The organism is Streptomyces sp. NPDC091272 (assembly GCF_044757485.1).
GTDB lineage: Bacteria > Actinomycetota > Actinomycetes > Streptomycetales > Streptomycetaceae > Streptomyces.
The window spans coordinates 37,011-53,247 of sequence record NZ_JBIVVC010000016.1 but is presented as its reverse complement, the minus strand read 5'-3'; the positions used below and the strand labels follow the sequence as shown (position 1 = coordinate 53,247).

Annotated in this window: 17 protein-coding genes; 14 read left to right on the top strand and 3 right to left on the bottom strand. The window is 72.4% G+C overall.

The window, feature by feature from the left end; genetic code table 11:
- Nucleotides 1-340: 340 nt before the first annotated feature.
- Nucleotides 341-721 (top strand): gas vesicle protein GvpJ, encoded by a 381-nt coding sequence (gene gvpJ / locus ACIQM4_RS31775; RefSeq protein ID WP_401598631.1) that lies wholly within the window; start codon nt 341-343, stop codon nt 719-721.
- Between the two features lie 469 nt (nt 722-1,190).
- Here the strand turns inward: gvpJ and ACIQM4_RS31770 are convergent, their stop codons facing one another.
- Complete coding sequence (locus ACIQM4_RS31770) at nt 1,191-1,670, bottom strand: C40 family peptidase (RefSeq protein ID WP_401598630.1); 480 nt, start codon at nt 1,668-1,670, stop codon at nt 1,191-1,193.
- 466 nt (nt 1,671-2,136) lie between these two features.
- The gene (locus ACIQM4_RS31765) at nt 2,137-2,751 is read right to left on the bottom strand and encodes a TetR/AcrR family transcriptional regulator (RefSeq protein WP_401598629.1); all 615 of its coding nucleotides are present in this window, start codon (nt 2,749-2,751) and stop codon (nt 2,137-2,139) included.
- Nucleotides 2,752-3,009: 258 nt separating this feature from the next.
- Here ACIQM4_RS31765 and ACIQM4_RS31760 point away from each other — a divergent pair, with 258 nt between their 5' ends.
- The 3 genes from ACIQM4_RS31760 to ACIQM4_RS31750 all read left to right on the top strand — a co-directional run bounded on the left by ACIQM4_RS31760 (nt 3,010) and on the right by ACIQM4_RS31750 (nt 5,495).
- Nucleotides 3,010-4,140: an FAD-dependent oxidoreductase gene (locus tag ACIQM4_RS31760; RefSeq protein ID WP_401598627.1), complete on the top strand. Its 1,131-nt coding sequence runs from the start codon at nt 3,010-3,012 to the stop codon at nt 4,138-4,140.
- A 101-nt stretch (nt 4,141-4,241) separates the two neighbouring features.
- Nucleotides 4,242-4,472 (top strand): hypothetical protein, encoded by a 231-nt coding sequence (locus ACIQM4_RS31755; protein ID WP_401598626.1) that lies wholly within the window; start codon nt 4,242-4,244, stop codon nt 4,470-4,472.
- Nucleotides 4,473-4,595: 123 nt separating this feature from the next.
- Complete coding sequence (locus ACIQM4_RS31750; RefSeq protein ID WP_401598624.1) at nt 4,596-5,495, top strand: NAD-dependent protein deacetylase; 900 nt, start codon at nt 4,596-4,598, stop codon at nt 5,493-5,495.
- Nucleotides 5,496-5,556: 61 nt separating this feature from the next.
- On the opposite strand, the gene ACIQM4_RS31745 is transcribed toward ACIQM4_RS31750, so the two are convergent.
- Nucleotides 5,557-5,940, bottom strand: a complete 384-nt coding sequence (locus ACIQM4_RS31745) for an STAS domain-containing protein (RefSeq protein ID WP_401598623.1) — start codon at nt 5,938-5,940, stop codon at nt 5,557-5,559.
- 386 nt (nt 5,941-6,326) lie between these two features.
- On the opposite strand from ACIQM4_RS31745, the gene ACIQM4_RS31740 reads away from it, so the two are divergent.
- The 10 genes from ACIQM4_RS31740 to ACIQM4_RS31695 all read left to right on the top strand — a co-directional run bounded on the left by ACIQM4_RS31740 (nt 6,327) and on the right by ACIQM4_RS31695 (nt 16,091).
- Nucleotides 6,327-7,880 carry a PP2C family protein-serine/threonine phosphatase gene (locus ACIQM4_RS31740; protein WP_401598622.1) on the top strand — a complete coding sequence of 518 codons (1,554 nt, stop codon included), beginning with the start codon at nt 6,327-6,329 and terminating at the stop codon, nt 7,878-7,880.
- Nucleotides 7,877-9,004 carry a B12-binding domain-containing protein gene (locus ACIQM4_RS31735; protein WP_401598620.1) on the top strand — a complete coding sequence of 376 codons (1,128 nt, stop codon included), beginning with the start codon at nt 7,877-7,879 and terminating at the stop codon, nt 9,002-9,004. The genes ACIQM4_RS31740 and ACIQM4_RS31735 overlap by 4 nt, the downstream gene beginning before the upstream one ends.
- A complete protein-coding gene (locus tag ACIQM4_RS31730; protein WP_401598618.1) occupies nt 9,001-9,429 on the top strand; it encodes an STAS domain-containing protein in 429 nt (142 codons plus the stop codon). The genes ACIQM4_RS31735 and ACIQM4_RS31730 overlap by 4 nt, the downstream gene beginning before the upstream one ends.
- Nucleotides 9,430-9,482: 53 nt before the next feature.
- Entirely contained in the window at nt 9,483-9,989 is a 507-nt protein-coding gene (locus ACIQM4_RS31725) for a MarR family winged helix-turn-helix transcriptional regulator (protein WP_401598617.1), read from the top strand.
- A gap of 423 nt (nt 9,990-10,412) precedes the next feature.
- The gene (locus ACIQM4_RS31720) at nt 10,413-11,972 is read left to right on the top strand and encodes an ATP-binding protein (protein ID WP_401598616.1); all 1,560 of its coding nucleotides are present in this window, start codon (nt 10,413-10,415) and stop codon (nt 11,970-11,972) included.
- Nucleotides 11,969-12,397 (top strand): roadblock/LC7 domain-containing protein, encoded by a 429-nt coding sequence (locus tag ACIQM4_RS31715; RefSeq protein ID WP_401598615.1) that lies wholly within the window; start codon nt 11,969-11,971, stop codon nt 12,395-12,397. Before ACIQM4_RS31720 ends, ACIQM4_RS31715 begins: the two co-directional genes overlap by 4 nt.
- Nucleotides 12,394-12,753 (top strand): DUF742 domain-containing protein, encoded by a 360-nt coding sequence (locus ACIQM4_RS31710; protein ID WP_401598613.1) that lies wholly within the window; start codon nt 12,394-12,396, stop codon nt 12,751-12,753. The genes ACIQM4_RS31715 and ACIQM4_RS31710 overlap by 4 nt, the downstream gene beginning before the upstream one ends.
- Nucleotides 12,754-12,787: 34 nt before the next feature.
- Nucleotides 12,788-13,360: a GTP-binding protein gene (locus tag ACIQM4_RS31705; protein ID WP_401598611.1), complete on the top strand. Its 573-nt coding sequence runs from the start codon at nt 12,788-12,790 to the stop codon at nt 13,358-13,360.
- Nucleotides 13,357-14,940 carry a cytochrome P450 gene (locus ACIQM4_RS31700; RefSeq protein ID WP_401598609.1) on the top strand — a complete coding sequence of 528 codons (1,584 nt, stop codon included), beginning with the start codon at nt 13,357-13,359 and terminating at the stop codon, nt 14,938-14,940. Before ACIQM4_RS31705 ends, ACIQM4_RS31700 begins: the two co-directional genes overlap by 4 nt.
- Nucleotides 14,865-16,091 carry a cytochrome P450 gene (locus tag ACIQM4_RS31695; RefSeq protein WP_401598607.1) on the top strand — a complete coding sequence of 409 codons (1,227 nt, stop codon included), beginning with the start codon at nt 14,865-14,867 and terminating at the stop codon, nt 16,089-16,091. The genes ACIQM4_RS31700 and ACIQM4_RS31695 overlap by 76 nt, the downstream gene beginning before the upstream one ends.
- Nucleotides 16,092-16,237: the final 146 nt, after the last annotated feature.

Sequence of the window (16,237 nt, the reverse complement as noted above, 5' to 3'; positions counted from 1 at the left end):
CCGACCAACCCTGTCTCGCCCAACTCCCGCTCCCCAGATAGCTAGTTGGTCAGCCGCGCCGGTCGCGGCAGCCGCTCGCGCGAGGAGCGAGCCTCCCCCGGAGACGCCGGGCCCCGGCCCCGTACCGCCTCCACCTGCACGTCGACGGCACCTCGGAGGCGGGCGGTCCTTCCGTTTTTGTGCTGCTCCGGCGGTCGTGCATTCGCGGATGGCGGGCATACGGAACGACACAGGGGCGGAGGCGACGGCGGGCGGGTCGACGTGGCACCGGATTTCATCGGGCACGCGGACACGTTCCGGAGCGGCACGCGGCCCCCGGCGAGGAACAGGAGAGACGGACATGACGACGGCGATACCTCAGCAGCAAGGCAGGGGCGGGGGCACGAGCGGCCTCTACGACGTGCTGGAACTGATTCTGGACCGCGGCCTCGTGATCGACGCCTTCATACGGGTGTCCCTGGTCGGCATCGAGATACTGAAGATCGACATCCGAATCGTCGTCGCCAGCGTCGACACGTACCTGCGCTTCGCGGAGGCGTGCAACCGTCTCGACCTCGAATCGGGCGGCAGCCGGACGCCGGGGCTCGGCGACATCATCAACGGCACGACGGGCTCCCGCACTGCGAAGGAGGGGGCGATCACGGGCGTCGCAAAGGGGTTCTCCGAGGCGCTCGGTCATGCCCGCGAAGAAATCGAGAAGGCGAGCCACCGACGCCGCTGACACGAGCGGGGGCGCGTACGCCGTGGCGGGACTGACGGGGCGTTGGGGGCGGGCGGTGCCGCGCAGGGACGCACGTGAGCCCGTGCGTACGTCCGACTGGCGCGGGTGCCGGATGGTAGTGCGTACGAGCGTGGGGCGCGCGGGCACGAGGCGCGCGGCGGTAGCGCATCACGCGTGAACGCGTGGGTGGCGTGCGCGGCTCGACCAGGTGGCGAGCGCGCACGAGGCGTGTGGCGAGCACGCAGGAGACGCATCGCAAGCCGGCACGGCACTCGTGACGGTGGCGCATCCCGTACGAACGCGTAGGTGGCCTGCGCCAACAGGTGGCGTGTCTGCACGAACCCGTGGCGGGACCTGTACGGACATGTGGCGAGCGCGCGGGTTTCGCGGCCGGTGCGCACGTGCTCGCCGCTGCGGCGCGGGCGGCCAGGGTGCGGCGCCCCCGAGGCGCCTCATACCTGACCGGCCGTCACTTCACCCGCCCGTACCAGACACCCTTCGACCAGATGCGCTCAAGTCGCACCACGGAGCCCGGCGTGGGTGAGTGCCAGATCTTGTCGCCGCCCGCGTAAATGCCCACGTGGTAGACGTGGTTCCCGCGGTGGAAGAACACCAGGTCACCACGGAGCCGGCTCTCGGAGCCCACGTGCCTTGTCCTGCTGTACTGCGACTGTGCCGAGCGCGGCAGGCTCTTGCCCGCCTGCTTGAAAGAGTAGAGCGTCAGCCCGGAGCAGTCGAAGCGGTAGGGGCCGCTGGCACCGTACTTGTACGGGGCGCCCCGTTTCGACGCTGCGATCTCCAGAGCCTTCGTGGCGTACGCCGCGGCGTGGGCCTCCGGGGCGACCCCGGGGGCCACCAGGCCGGCACCCACCACCGCGAACGTGAGGGCCGATGTGGTGAAGGCCCTGGCGATCAGCGTCGGGACATGTGCGTGCATGTGCGCAGTCATGCGCAACCCTTCGTCGACCAGACATCCCGGCGACACCCGAGGTGCGGACGTCGCCGGGACCGCCCCGCCACGACGGCGGGGGCTTGTCGTTCCGGGAATCCTGTCCCGGTTGACGCCCGGATTTGCTGCAAGACGTGGGGCTGGTGTGACTTTTGGCGGTTGGGCCGTTCGGGTGGGGCGTACGGATCGTGATCTTGGCCGGCGGCGGTGAGGGCCCCCGGACCAGCGTGGAAGGAAACCCCTCCGGACGCCGCGCGGTAGCGGCGCGCAACTTGGACGGACCGGCGCACGGGGCGCGCACGAACCGATCGGGCGACGTTCTCTGGCCCATGTGCCGGTCGCCCGGTCGGTCGAACCGGTCGGCGCGGACGGCCGAACCGGTGGGCCGGACGTCACACGCGAGCCGAACACCAGCCGGGGCGGCGCGGGCCCGGGCGGCGCGGGGAGGGCCGCCGCCGACGAACGACTACGGCCCGTCCACCGCCACGGCGCACCAGCCCTGTTCCAGAACGTCGAAGACGCGGGTGATGGCTCGGCGCGGGTCGTCGTGGCCGCGGGTGACACGGGGCACTTCCAGGGCGAAGTGGGCCAGAGCCGTACAGGCGGGGTCGTCCTCGGGCAGACCGCTCTCCGCACTGATGGCGCGGGCGAGGGCATCCGCATGACGCAGCCACATGCCCTGGGCGTAGTCGCGTAGCGCCGGGGTGCCGTTGACCAACGCGGCGAACTCCCGGAAAGGGGCGTCGCCGCCGGCCATGGCGACGCGGTGGTGCAGCGCGTGGTCGCGCAGGGCGGCCGGGATCGACTGCCCCTCGGGGCGGGAGCGTACGGCCGCGAGCAGTTGCGTCTCCCGGTCGGCCTCCTCGTCGAAAACGAGGGCCTCCTTGACCGGGAAGTGCTTGAAGAGGGTGGTGGTGGACACGTCCGCGGCGTCGGCGATCTCGCGGATCCCGACGTCGTCGTAGCCGCGCTCCAGGAACAGGCGCAGCGCCGCATCGGCGATGGCCTGCCGGGTGGCGGCCTTCTTGCGCTCGCGGCGCCCCGGGGGCGACGCAGGGGCGGGGGGCTCTGGCTGGGTCATACCGGCAGTCTACGGCGAAGGTGGACCGAATGAAAAAGTTTAACCGTTGCACTTAATGAGCTGGTGTGCTTTTCTCATGTGGCGGCGAAGTGACGTCAGGCAGGGCCCGGCCCCCGGCGTCACCCACGGCCGACCGGCCGTACGACCGGCCTTGCAGCGCCCCGGACGGGGGCCTGGGGCCCTGGGCAGGCCGGGCGCATGACCGCACTCTCTTTGCCGCCCCGTCCCCCGACGAACCGTCAGAAACGGAGCATTCCCATGAACACCACCACCCCCCGCATCGCAGTCATCGGCGCCGGCCCCGGCGGGCTCACCTGCGCCCGCATCCTCCAGCGGCACCACATCGCCGTCACCGTGTACGACCACGAGGCCGGCCCGCACGTCCGTAACCAGGGCGGCACCCTCGACCTGCACGAGGACAACGGGCAGATCGCCCTGCGCGAAGCCGGTCTCCTCGACGAGTTCTCCCGCCTCTCCCGCCCGGAGGGACAGGAGATGCGCCAGTTGGCCACGGACGGCACGACCCTCTTCCACCACACCCCCGCGGAGGGCGAACTCTTCAAGCCGGAGATCGACCGTGGCGTCCTCCGCGACCTCCTCCTGAACTCCCTGCGGCCCGGTACCGTCCGCTGGGGTCACACCCTCACGTCCGTCGAAGGACGCGGCGCGCGACCGCGGCAGCTGCGGTTCGCCGACGGCACCGCCGTCGAGGCAGACCTCGTCATCGGCGCCGACGGCGCCTGGTCGAAGGTCCGCCGGGCCGTTTCACCGGCCGTCCCCCGGTACACCGGCATCAGCTTTCTCGAAGCCCGGTTCCACGACGTCGAGCGCCGGCACCCCGAGATCGCCGCACTCGTGGGGCAGGGCAGCGCCGCCGCGGCCGACGGGGAGCGCGGTCTGTTCGCCCAGCGCAACAGCGGCGGCCACATCCGCGTCTACGTCATCCAGCGGGTGGCCCAGGACTGGATCACCGCCGCCGGCCTGACCCTCCAGGACACCGACGGCATCCGCGCGCTCCTCGTCGAGCGGTTCCGCGACTGGTCACCCGCCCTGCGCCGGCTGCTCACCGACAACGACGGCCGTTACGTCGACCGCCCCATCAACGCCCTTCCAGTCCCGCACACCTGGGACCCCGACCCCGCCGTCACCCTGCTCGGGGACGCCGCCCACCTGATGCCCCCGCTCGGTGTCGGCGTCAACCTCGCCATGCTCGATGCCGCCGAACTCGCCCTCGCCGTGGTGCACAGCGACAGCGTCCAGGACGCCGTCCGCACGTACGAGAAGACGATGGTGCCCCGCTCCCACGAGATACAGAAGCTCCTCGATGACGGCGCCGCAACCCTGATCTCCGCCGAGCTTCCCGACTTCGGCGCCGACGCGCACAGTTGAGCCGTGGGAGACCCGGGTCGGGAGGCCGTGACGCCGGGCTCCATCACTTCTGGTGGACCCCCGCCTCATAGTTCGCTCACGAGGGGGCAGGATGATCGTTCGTGACTACTTCCGCGATACCCGCGCCCACCCCGATCTACGACCTTCTCGTCCAGGAACTGGGCGACGCACTGACCGAGAGCCGCACCGCCGCCCGGCAGACCCAGGACAAGGCACAGCAGGCCCTGGACTGGAGCGCCCTGCGACCCGCTGCCACCAAACGGGAGGAGCGCCCGTTCTCCGCCTTCGGCCGCTCCCAGGACGAGGCGCGTACGCCGTCCCTCCCCTCGTAACGCTCCCCGTCCCCGCCCTCGTAACACGTGGTCCGTTCCCGCCCTCGTTGCGCTCCCCGTCCCCGCCCTCGTGACGCACCCCGCTCCTGCTCCCGTCCGCCGGGCTTTTCGTACCCTGGCAGCATGCGTATGCGCCCCACCCTGAACTGGGTCCCCGACGGGGATCTGCCGCCCGCCTCCTCGGACTGGGGGCCGGTCGCCGACGCGCTGGGGCGCGGCGGCGTCCTGGTGCTCAGCGGGGCGGGCATCTCCACGGAGTCGGGGATCCCCGACTACCGGGGCGAGGGCGGGAGCCTCAGCCGGCACACTCCGATGACCTACCAGGAGTTCACCTCCGACCCGCGGGCCCGGCGTCGGTACTGGGCGCGCAGCCACCTGGGCTGGCGGGTCTTCGGCCGCGCCAGGCCCAACGCGGGGCACCGTGCCGTGGCCGCCTTCGCGCGGCACGGCCTGGTCTCAGGGCTGATCACGCAGAACGTCGACGGCCTGCACCAGGCCGCGGGCAGCAAGGACGTCGTGGAACTGCACGGCAGCCTCGACCGGGTGGTCTGTCTGACCTGCGGCACGGTCGGAGCCCGCCGGGAACTGGCCCTGCGCCTGACCGAGGCCAACGCGGGCTTCGCGCCGGTGGCGGCCGGGATCAACCCGGACGGTGACGCCGATCTCACCGATGAGCAGGTCGGCGACTTCCACGTCGTGCCGTGCACCATCTGTGGCGGCGTCCTGAAACCGGACGTGGTGTTCTTCGGCGAGTCCGTCCCGCCGCAGCGGGTCGAGCAGTGCCGTGAGGCGGTCAGGCAGGCGGCTTCCCTGCTGGTGCTGGGCTCGTCCCTGACGGTGATGTCAGGTCTGCGGTTCGTGCGGCAGGCGGCCGACGCCGGCAAACCGGTGCTCATCGTCAACAGGGACCCGACGCGTGGCGACCGGCACGCCCTGACCCGGGTGGCGCTGCCGCTCGGCCAGGTCCTCACCGACGCGGCCGACCGGCTCGGTGTCCCCGTCGAAGGCACGGCAACACCCTGAGACGAAGGACACGCCGGTACCCGCCCGGTCCGGTCCGTGGCGCTCGCCACGGTGCCCACCCTCAGCCGGTACCGACGGCGGCTGCCACGGTGTCGTACCGGCGCAGCACCATGTCGAGCCCGGTGATCTGCAGGATGGTCAGCACCGACGGCGGCAGCCCCACCACCCGGAAGTCCCCCGCCTGATGGGCACGGGCCAGAACGGTCAGGAAGGACGAGTCGGCGAAGGTGACGTGGCGGGCGTCCAGCACGAGCACGGACGCGGCCGAGGCCGCCTCGGCGAGGGCCCGGCCGAGGGCAGGGGTGGTGTCGGCGTCCAGGTCGCCGGAGGCCACGACCACCGCGGCCTCGCGCAGCCGGTACTGCCCCATCACCCCATGACCCGTCGTCACGGGCAGGGGTGGCGGGGTCGGGTCGCCGGCGGAGGACGTGTTCGGATCGGGCACCGCCGCAAGATACCTACTTTCGCGGACGGCCGTGCAAGGGACTCCCCTCTTGCCCGCCGGCCTTCTCCGCAGCGCGCGTGGAGGCTCCCTCTTTCCCGGCGTGCCGGTGCGGACCCGTTCCGTGCTCGGAGTGCCCGTACGCACCCGCTCTCCACGTCTGTGCAGATCAGGGTGGACGGAGGGGGTGGGTTGCCAGGAGGACGTCCCGTGCGGGATGGTTTCCCTCAGGCAACGTTTTCTCCGAGAGGATGAGGTGAGGGATTCGCCCAGCGGGTCCTCGATATTTGGTCTCGACCCAAGCGCAAACCGTCGCCGTCACGGAGCCGGACTTCCCGTGGGCCCACGCCCCGTATCCCGTTCTGGTCGCTGACACCCACGGCCTTGTCGTGCAGCGCAACGACGCGGCACAGGCTCTCCTGCCCGCGGCCAGGCCCGGCACACCTCTGGCGGACGCCACCCCTGACTGGCTTGCCACGGCCCACCGGGCGCTGCACCGACGCGGGGGCCGCCCCGAGCCGGCCGACGGCGTACCGCTGACCGGGGTGATCGACGGGCGGCGTTACGAGGCGCACCCGAGCGTGCGCGAGGACGGCCAGGTCGCCTGGTGGCTGGTCGACGACACGGACCACCAGCTCGCCCGGGAGGCGCTCCGCACGGAGCGCAGGCGGACCGCGTTCCTCACGAAGGCGTCCAGCACGCTGCTCTCCTCCCTCCACCTGGGACGCTGCATGGACGTCACCGCGCAGCTGGCCGCCGAGAACCTCGCCGACGCGGCGCTCGCCATCGCGCCGGCCCGGGGCCGGCGGCTGCCCGTGGTGACCTGTCTGCGCGGCGGCACTCCCACCACCGCGCACGAAGCGGTGGAGGCGGACGACGTCCCGGGCCTGGGCGAGGCGCTGCGCGGGTTTCCGCCGGTGCCCTCCCGGTGGATCGACCCTGCGCAGGCTCCCGCGTGGATGATCCCCGAGGGCTTCGGCCCGATCGGCTCGATCGTGATCACCCCGCTGCCCGGCCACGGTGTTCCGGCCGGTGCGCTGGTGCTGCTCCGCAAGGCGGGCAGCGAGGCGTTCACCGACGAGGAGGAGGTCTTCGCCCGGCTGTTCGCCGCGCGTTCCGGAGCGGCGATGTCGGCCGCCCGCCTGTACGCGGAGCAGACGGCCATCACCGAGGTGCTGATGCGGGAACTGCTTCCCCCGACGCTGCGCCAGATCTCGGGCGTGGACTTCGCCGGCAGCTACCGCCCGTCCGCCGACCACGAGCGGATCGGCGGGGACTTCTACGACGTGCACCCCTCGGCAGTGGAGGGTGAGCCCTCGCTGGTCATGCTGGGGGACGTGTGCGGGAAGGGGCTGGAGGCAGCGGTCCTCACCGGCAAGATCCGCAACACCCTGCACGCGCTGCTGCCCATGGCCAACGATCACCAGCGGATGCTCAGCCTGCTGAACACCGCGCTGCTGAACTCCCATCACACCCGCTTCGCGACGCTCGTGCTGGCCTCCGCCGTCCGCCGGGGCAACGAGGTACGGGTACGGCTGACCAGCGCCGGCCACCCGCGCCCGCTGATCGTCCGCGCGGACGGCACCGTCGACGAGGCCGACACCCGCGGCACCCTCGTCGGCGCCATGCCGGACGCACCTGCCCGTACCACCACGGTCAGCCTCGCGCCGGGAGAGTCCTGCATCCTGTACACCGACGGGATCACCGAGGCCAAGGGCGGCCCGATGGGTGACGCGCTGTTCGGCGAGGACCGCCTCAAGCGGGCCCTGGCCGGGTGCGCGGGGATGCCGTCCGAGGGCATCGTGGAACACGTACAGATGCTGGCCTCGCAGTGGCTCGGCGACCGCCGCCACGACGACATGGCCGTCGTCGCCATCTCCGCGCCCCGCACCCGCCACCTGAGCGCGGTCGACGGGCACACCCGCGGCAGGTACACCGCATGAGCGCGCCCACCGCTCCCCGTCTGCCGGACGCCGTACGACCGGCGCGGTCGGCCGAGCAGTTGTGGGACGCCGTGTCCGCCGGGGACGAGTACTCCGCCACCGGGGTCGTCACGCGCGCCCTCGACGACGGCGTCGACCCCGAGACCGTCCTGCTGGACGTGATCGCCCCGGTGCAGGGCAAGGTGGGGGAGGAATGGGCCGCGAACCGGATGAGCGTCGCCCAGGAGCACGCCGCCACCGCCGTCAACGAACGCGCGGTCGCCGCCCTCGCCGGGCATCCCGCCGCCCGCAGGACCCCGGACCTCGGCCGGATCACGGTGGCCTGCGTGGACGGTGAGTGGCACGCCCTGCCCGCCCGCCTGGTCGCGGAGGTGCTGAAGCTGCGCGGCTGGCAGGTCGACTACCTCGGCGCCCAGGTCCCCGCACCGCACCTCATCGCCCATCTGCACCGGACCGGGGCGGACGCGGTCGCCCTGTCCAGCTCCATCGCGACCCGGCTGCCGACCGCGCACGCGGCGATCACCGCGTGCCAGGCCGTGGGCGTGCCGGTCCTGGTCGGCGGCGCCGCGTTCGGGCCCGACGGCCGGTACGCACGCCTGCTGGGCGCCCAGGCGTGGGCGCCCGATGCCCGAGCCGCTGCCGACCTGCTCGCCGAGGGGCCGCTGCCGCGCCCTGAGGCCGACCGCCAGCAGATGGACGATCTGCCGCACCTGGCCGACCAGGAGTACACGATGGTCTCCCGCAGCAGCGACACGCTGGTGCGGACCGTGTTCCACGCCCTGCGGACCGTGTTCCACGCCCTGCAGGACGCGTTCCCCGCCATGCGCGGCTACGACGACATGCAGCGCGAGCGTACGGCGGAGGATCTCGCGCACATCGTGGAGTTCCTCGCCACCGCGCTCTACCTCGGCGACGGAGACCTCTTCGTCCGGTTCCTCGCCTGGACCGCGCGGATCCTCGTCGCCCGCGGGGTGCCCGCGCACTCCCTGCCGCCGGCCCTTGACCTCCTCGCGGGGGAACTCAAGGACTTCCCCCGCGCCGCCCGCATCCTTCGGCGCGGCACCGAATCGCTCGCTCCCACCTCGTCCGCCGCCCCCTCCGCCGCCCTCGGAAAGCCAGCATGAGCACGCCGCCCCCCGCCCTGCACCTGACCACGGTCGACGCCGACAACAGAGTCCGCGTCGAGATCACCGGGGACCTCGACCACGACACCGCCGACCTCCTCCTGGAGGAGGTCACCGCCCTGCTGGCCGCCCGGCCGCACCTGGAGGATCTGCACCTGCACTGCGGCGGGCTCGGCACCGTCGACTCGATGGGGCTGTCCGTCCTGCTGATGATCGGCCGCCGCACCACCGCCGCGCAGGTGCGTCTCCATCTGGCCGACCGGCCGTCCGGACTGGAGCGGCTGCTGGCCGTCACCGGTACCCTCGAACACTTCAGGGCGATGACCACCACAGCCGCGAACCCGCAGCTCGGCACCGCGCACCCTCCCCTACGTGAGGAGAAGGCAGGAGCGGCCCGCCCCACCGGACCTGACGGCACCACCTGAGCCACTGCCCGGACCGATCGTCAGGCAGCAGCACACCCACCCGACGGGGAGCCATGCCCGCACCAGACGCCGCCTCCAGCAGTGCCCGCCACGAAGCCGCGCCCACCGCCAGCGGCATCGCCGAACTCCTCGACATCATGTGGGAACGCGCCAAGGACGCCACTGCCCAGGCCACCGCCCCCGTGTCGACCTCGCAACTGCGCCTCATGTACGTCGTCGACCGCCAGGACGGCATCCGGATGCGCGTCGTCTGCCAGCTGATGGCCTCCTCGGCACCCAACGTCAGCCGGATGTGCGACCGCCTCCAGGCCGTCGGCTTCCTCGAACGCCTCCCCTGCCCCGACAGCGGCCGGGAGATCACCCTCAGGCTCAGCCCGGCCGGCAAGCGGCACCTGCACCGCATCCGCGAACAGCGCGAGGACATGCTGCACGACGCCATCGACAGCATGCCGGCGGGCGAGCGCCGCGCCCTGGCCAGGGGACTCGCCTCACTCGCCACCCGGCTCACCGCCACCGAGGGCCAGGACACCGGCCGAACCGCCGCCACCCCGGCCGCCTGAGGCCCCCCGGCGTTCCCCGGCACCGGCTCCGCCCGGTCGCCGGTCGGGCTGTCGGGCTGTCGGGCTGTCGAGCCGTCCTGCTGTTTGGGCCGTCGAGCTGTCGGGCTTCTCGCGCGGGACGTCCGGACGGTGCAACTTCGTTGCGCACAAGGTGCGTTGCCTCCGTCCGATTTCGCAGCAGGAATGCCGACAGGCCCAATTCCGCATCCACGGCGTCGCGTTGCCGTGCGGGCCATCGCGTCACCGACCGGGCATCACGGACGGAATCGCACCTTCCGTACTTCTCAGTACCCTCACGCCGAACAAGCTTACGGTCCGTCAACTCGCGGGTAGCATCGCACGAAGATCGGCTCCGCCGCGGTAAGTGCCGACCGAACCCCCGGTAAGTGCCGACCAGAAATCGTCCCCCACCCGAGGAACTCGATGACATCCATACCCGAGGCGCTGTTGTGGTGCCTCAGCGCAGGTACGGCCGCCGCCGTGGTTCTGGCGGCGGCCCTGTTCCGCGCCCGGATGCAAGGCGCCGACCTTCGCCACCGCCTGACGAAGTCCGAGGCACAGCACGCCACTTCCGAGGCGCGGCACAGCGCGTCCCTGCAGGCCAACACCGAACTGTCGGCGCGGCTGCGCGCCGTCGAGGCGGAGATCCAGCATCTCGCGGGCGCCCGGCTCCCCGACTTCGCCCAGGCGCTCGCCCACCCGCACGTACCCGTGCGCGGCCTGCTCGACCCCCGGTTCGCAGGCACCGGGACCGACCTCGCGCTCAGCGCCGTGCTGGAGCAGACCGGCGCCGCGGTCACCAAGGAGCGCGAGCGCGTCGACGCGGCGGCCCAGTCCACGCTGCGCGGCGCGACCACCACCATCCAGGCGCTGCTCTACCAGCTCCAGACGGCGCTCCAGGACATGCAGCACCGTTACGACGACCCGGGCATCGCCCAGGACCTGCTGACCGCCGACTTCCTCAACGAGCAGGCGCTGCGGCGCATCCAGGCGACCGGTGTGGTCTGCGGCGCGTGGCCCGGACTGACCCGGGAGGACTCCTACCTCGCGGAACTCGTCGTCGGGGCCTCCTCCCGGCTGCGCGGCTACGAGCGGGTACAGGTCAGCAACCAGCTGCGCGACCCGGTCGCCGTGGTCGCCCGAGCCGTCGAGCCGGTCGCCGTGACCGTGACCGAGCTGCTGGCCAACGCGCTGCACCACTCGCACCACGGGCTGCCCGTCGCCGTCACCCTGCAGCAGGGCAACCGCGGCGCGTCGGTCATCATCGACGACTACGGCGTCGGCATGCACGCGGACGAACTCCAGCGTGCCAAGGAGCTGTTGTCCGGCGACGACGAGTTGCTGTTCACCCAGCTCGGCGACCCGCCCCGGTCCGGCTTCGCCGCCGCGGGCCGGCTGGTGCGGCAGTACGGCTTCGGCGTGCACGTCGAACCCTCGCCCTACGGCGGCGTGCGCGCCGTCGTGTACATCCCGGGTGACCCTCTCCTGACCGTACTCGACGAGAGCCGGCAGCCCATGTCCGTGATGACCCCGCTGCCCCACCACTCCGGCGCCCCCGACCGGCCGCACACGCCACTGCCGTCGCGCACGGCGCAGGTCGCGCCGAGCGGTGCGGCCGGAACCGCGACCGCCCCGCCCCCGGCAGGAGCCACCGCCGCCCCGGCACAATCCGCCGCCCCGGCCCAGTCCGCCGCCCCGACAGGATCAGCCGGCGTCCCCAGCGGATCCGCCGTGTCCCCCGACGCCGAGGGTGAGCTCCCCCGCAGGCGGCGCCGCAGGCCCGCCTCGGAGGTCGAGCAGAGCCTTCCGCGCGCCGAACCCGCCCCCTCACGTACCCCGGAGGAGAACGCCTCGCGCTGGGCCGCCCTCCAGCAGGGCACAGAGTCCGGCCGGGCCGCGGGCCGGCCCGGGGCCGGGCCGGCTGCCCAGCCTCCCGGTGGCCCCCGGCCCCCTCGTCACCCCGAAGGGAACGCACTCTCATGAACAGCCCCGTACGCCGCCGTGTCACCGAGGACAAGTCCTGGGTGCTGGCCCCGCTCCTGGAGCTGCCGCACGTCACCCACGCCGCCGTGATCTCCGGCGACGGCTTCGTCGAGGGGGCCTCCCCCGGCCTCGGACGTGAGGCGGCCGAGGGCGTGGCCGCGATGATGTCCGCGCTCCAGGGCGCCGGCCGGGCGGTGACCGCGGCCTTCGCCGAGCAGGAGGACGCGACCTTGCGCCAGACCGTCATCGAGTCCGAGGAGGGCTGGGTCTTCGCCATCCCCGCGGGGCGCAACACCTACCTCGCCGTGTTCGCGGCACCGGAGGTCAACATGGGGGTCGTCGCCCACCACATGCAGGTCCAGGTGAGCACCCTCGGCGCCAAGGTCATGAACAGCCCGGCCCGGGACCTCGGCAGCCCCGCATGACCCCGCGCCAGAGCAACAGGCGTCTCGTACCGGCATATCTGGCGACCGGCGGCCGTGCCACGCCCAGCCGCAACACGTTGGACCGGCTCTCGCTGCTGAGCAGTTCGAGGATGCCGGTCACCAGTGAGGTACGCCCTCAGGAGCACCGGGTCCTGGAACTCCTCCAGCCCGGGGCGTTGTCTCTGGCCGAGGTGGCGGCCCACCTGGGGCTGCCAGTCAGTGTGGCGAAGGTCCTGGTGGCCGACCTCGTCGATGCCGGGCGGCTGCACGCCCGTGTCCCCATACCCGAAGCCGAGCGATTCGACCGGCAGATCCTGGAGAGGGTTCTCGATGGACTCCGCTCTCTCAAGTCCTGACCACTCCGTCCTTCCCCGGACCGACACCGCCGGCATGTATCTGTCGAGCGCCGACCAGACCCTGGTCAAGCTGCTCGTGGCGGGCCCGTTCGGGGTCGGCAAGACCACGCTCATCCGGACCCTCTCCGAGACGCCGCCGCTGCACACCGAGGAGGTCATGACGCAGTCCGGCGCCGTCGTGGACGACCTCGCCGGGGTCCGGAACAAGACCACCACCACCGTCGCCATCGACTTCGGGCGGCTCACGCTCCCGGGCGACCTGGTGCTGTACCTGTTCGGCACCCCGGGACAGAAGCGGTTCCGGCCGCTGTGGCAGGACATCGCCCGCGGCGCTCTCGGCGCCCTGGTCCTCGCCGACACCCGTCGCCTCGCGGACTCCTTCGAGGTGATGGACATCGTCGAAGAGGCGGGGCTGCGCTACGCCGTGGCCGTCAACACCTTCCCCGACGCCCCGCACTACGACGCCGAGAAGCTCCGCGAGGCCCTCGACCTGCACCCCGAGACGCCGCTCGTGATGTGCGACGCCCGCGACCAGAACCAGTCCGTCGACGCGCTCATCGCGCTCGTCGGTCACGTACTGGCCCACACGCCCCAGGAGAATCCTTGACCTCCCCGCACCCGCAAGGGGCCTCCCTGCATCCGCCAGGGGCCTCCCCCCACCCGCCGGGGGCCGCACCGCCGCCGGGCTGCCCCGCACACGCGCACACTCCCGGCGGGGCCGAACCGTTCGCCGCGGCCGCATCCCCTGGCGGGGCCGAACCGTTCACCACGGCGCACACGGCCGTCACGGCCGAACCGTTCGCCGTCGCCGGCTCGCACGGCGGGGCCGACCCGTACGCCCTGCCGCAGGCACAGCAGGACAGGAGCGCCGCCGGCCCCGGCGGCCATCCGCTCGACGGCGCCGGGCTCGACACGCTCGTCAGGCTCTACGACCCGGAGTTCGCCGCCGACCCGCACCGCTACTACGCGCACCTGCGCCGGTACGGGGCCCTCGCACCGGTGGAGGTCGCCCCCGGCGTGACCGCGATGCTGGTCACCGACTACCGCGCCGCCCTGGAGCTGCTGAACGACGACACCACCTGGTCCAAGGACTCGCGCGCCTGGATGGAGACGGTGCCCCCCGACTCCGCGGTCGTCCCGATGCTGGGCTGGCGCCCCAACGCGCTCTTCAACGACGGTGAGGTGCACCGGCGTTACCGGCAGGTGATCACCGACAGCTTCCGGCTCGTCGAGCCGCACGAGCTGCGCGCCCGCGTGCGGCACGCGGCGGACACCCTCATCCGGGGCTTCGGCGCCACCGGCAAGGTCGACCTGGTCGCGCAGTACGCGCAGCTGCTGCCGATGCTGATGTTCAACGACCTCTTCGGCATGCCCGACTCGTACGGCCCCCAACTCATCGCCGCCGTCGGCGGGTTGATGGACGGGGCGTCCCCGGAAGAGGCCAACAGCGCGAACGCCGCGTTCGAGGCCTACATCATGGAGATGGTCGCCACCAAGAAGGCGCAGCGCGGCCCCGACGTGACCTCGTGGTTCATGGACCATCCCAACGGCCTGTCCGACGAGGAGGTCATCGCGCAGATCGTGCTCACGATGGCGGCGGGCAACGAGCCGCTCGGCAACCTCATCGGCAACGCGCTGTCCCGGATGCTCTCCGACGACCGCTACTACAGCACCCTCTCCGGCGGCGCGCTCACGGCGCGGGACGCCATCGAGGAAGTGCTGTGGAACGACCCGCCGATGTCCAACTACTCCGCGCACTACCCCCGCCGCGACGTGTTCTTCCACGGCACCTGGGTCAGGTCGGGGCAGTTGGTCCTGGTGTCCTACGCGGCGGCGAACACCCAGGCGGGGGCGGTCCAGCTCGAAGCGGGCCGTTCCGGGGGCGGCGCCCACCTCTCCTGGTCGTCGGGCCCCCACGCGTGCCCGGTGCAACGGCACGCGCTGGTGATCGCCACCACGGCGATCGAGCGGCTCACCGCGTGGCTCTCCGACATCGAACTCGCCGTCCCCGCACAGCGGGTGGAGTGGCGGCCCGGTGGTTTCCAGCGGGCCCTCGCCGCCCTTCCGGCCCGTTTCACCCCCATCACCCCCAACCAGGCAGGAGCCACACCGTGGGACAGCAGCCCATCGCCATCGACCCGGCCGGATCAGACGTCCACGCCGAGGCAGCCCGCCTCCGCGAGCTAGGGGCCGCCACCCTGGTCCGGCTCCCGGACGGCCCCGAGGCCTGGGCGATCACCCGGCACGGCCTGCTGAAGGACCTCCTGACCGACCCGCGCGTCTCCAAGGACGCCCGTCAGCACTGGCCCGCCTGGCAGCGCGGCGAGTACCGGGAGACCTGGCTTGCAACCTGGGTCGGTGTGAACAACATGTTCACGGCGTACGGAAGCGACCACCGACGGCTGCGCAAACTGATGGCCCCGGCCTTCACGGCGCGTCGCACCGACGCGATGCAGCCGTCCGTCGAGCGCATCACCGCGGACCTCCTCGACCGGCTGGCCGCGAGCGCCGACGGTGCCACGGTCGATCTGCGGGAGGCCTTCTCGCATCCCCTGCCGATGCAGGTCATATGTGAGCTGTTCGGCATCCCCGACGGTGGCGACACCCGCAGCGAGCTGGCCCGGATGTCGGAGATCATCATGACCTCCGTCGACCCGGCGGAGGCCGGTGCCACCTTCGTCGCCATCCAGGGGCTGCTGCGCGATCTCGCCGCGCTCAAGCGCCGGGAGCCCGCGGAGGACCTGACCAGCATCCTGGTCTCCGCGCGGGACGAGGACGGGCAGCGGATGAGCGAGCAGGAGCTGATCGACACGCTCCTGCTGGTCCTGGTCGCGGGCCACGAGACCACCGTCAACCTCATCGGCAACGCCGTGCACGCCCTGCTCACGCATCCCGAGGCCCTGGCGTCGGCGCTCTCCGGCGAGGTGCCCTGGAACGACGTCATCGAGGAGACCCTGCGCTGGGCGCCCAGCGTGGCCAACCTCCCGCTGCGGTACGCCGTGGAGGACATCGAGATCTCCGGCGGGCCCACCATCCGCAAGGGCGAGGCGATCCTGGCGTCGTTCGCGGGCGCAGGGCGCGATCCGCAGCAGCACGGTGACACGGCGGCCGTCTTCGACGTACGGCGCCCGAGCCCCGAGCATCTGAGCTTCGGGCACGGCGTCCACCACTGCATCGGTGCCCCGCTGGCCCGCATGGAGGCCCGGATCGCCCTCCCGGCCCTCTTCACCCGGTTCCCCGACCTCCAACTCGCCGCCTCTGAGGACGCGTTGGAACCGGCCGGCGGCTTCATCGTCGGCGGCCTGCGCGCGCTCCCGGTCCGGCTCGGCAAGGCCTGACCCCAGCCGGCCGCCGGTGCTGCGGCTCCGGCTCACCCCCTCCCGGCCCCCTCGCTCCCGCCCGGTCCCACCGGCGGGAGCGAGGGGGCCGGTCCCGTACGCGCTGCGGGTGCCACCCCAAGTACCCGCCCGCACGGTTCAGTTCG

Bases quoted from the DNA above. Each gene is read 5' to 3' on its own strand.
- gvpJ (WP_401598631.1), top strand. From the start codon at position 341: ATGACGACGGCGATACCTCAGCAGCAAGGCAGGGGCGGGGGCACGAGC.
- ACIQM4_RS31770 (WP_401598630.1), bottom strand. From the start codon at position 1,670: ATGACTGCGCACATGCACGCACATGTCCCGACGCTGATCGCCAGGGCC.
- ACIQM4_RS31765 (WP_401598629.1), bottom strand. From the start codon at position 2,751: ATGACCCAGCCAGAGCCCCCCGCCCCTGCGTCGCCCCCGGGGCGCCGC.
- ACIQM4_RS31760 (WP_401598627.1), top strand. From the start codon at position 3,010: ATGAACACCACCACCCCCCGCATCGCAGTCATCGGCGCCGGCCCCGGC.
- ACIQM4_RS31750 (WP_401598624.1), top strand. From the start codon at position 4,596: ATGCGTATGCGCCCCACCCTGAACTGGGTCCCCGACGGGGATCTGCCG.
- ACIQM4_RS31735 (WP_401598620.1), top strand. From the start codon at position 7,877: ATGAGCGCGCCCACCGCTCCCCGTCTGCCGGACGCCGTACGACCGGCG.
- ACIQM4_RS31730 (WP_401598618.1), top strand. From the start codon at position 9,001: ATGAGCACGCCGCCCCCCGCCCTGCACCTGACCACGGTCGACGCCGAC.
- ACIQM4_RS31725 (WP_401598617.1), top strand. From the start codon at position 9,483: ATGCCCGCACCAGACGCCGCCTCCAGCAGTGCCCGCCACGAAGCCGCG.
- ACIQM4_RS31720 (WP_401598616.1), top strand. From the start codon at position 10,413: ATGACATCCATACCCGAGGCGCTGTTGTGGTGCCTCAGCGCAGGTACG.
- ACIQM4_RS31715 (WP_401598615.1), top strand. From the start codon at position 11,969: ATGAACAGCCCCGTACGCCGCCGTGTCACCGAGGACAAGTCCTGGGTG.
- ACIQM4_RS31710 (WP_401598613.1), top strand. From the start codon at position 12,394: ATGACCCCGCGCCAGAGCAACAGGCGTCTCGTACCGGCATATCTGGCG.
- ACIQM4_RS31705 (WP_401598611.1), top strand. From the start codon at position 12,788: ATGTATCTGTCGAGCGCCGACCAGACCCTGGTCAAGCTGCTCGTGGCG.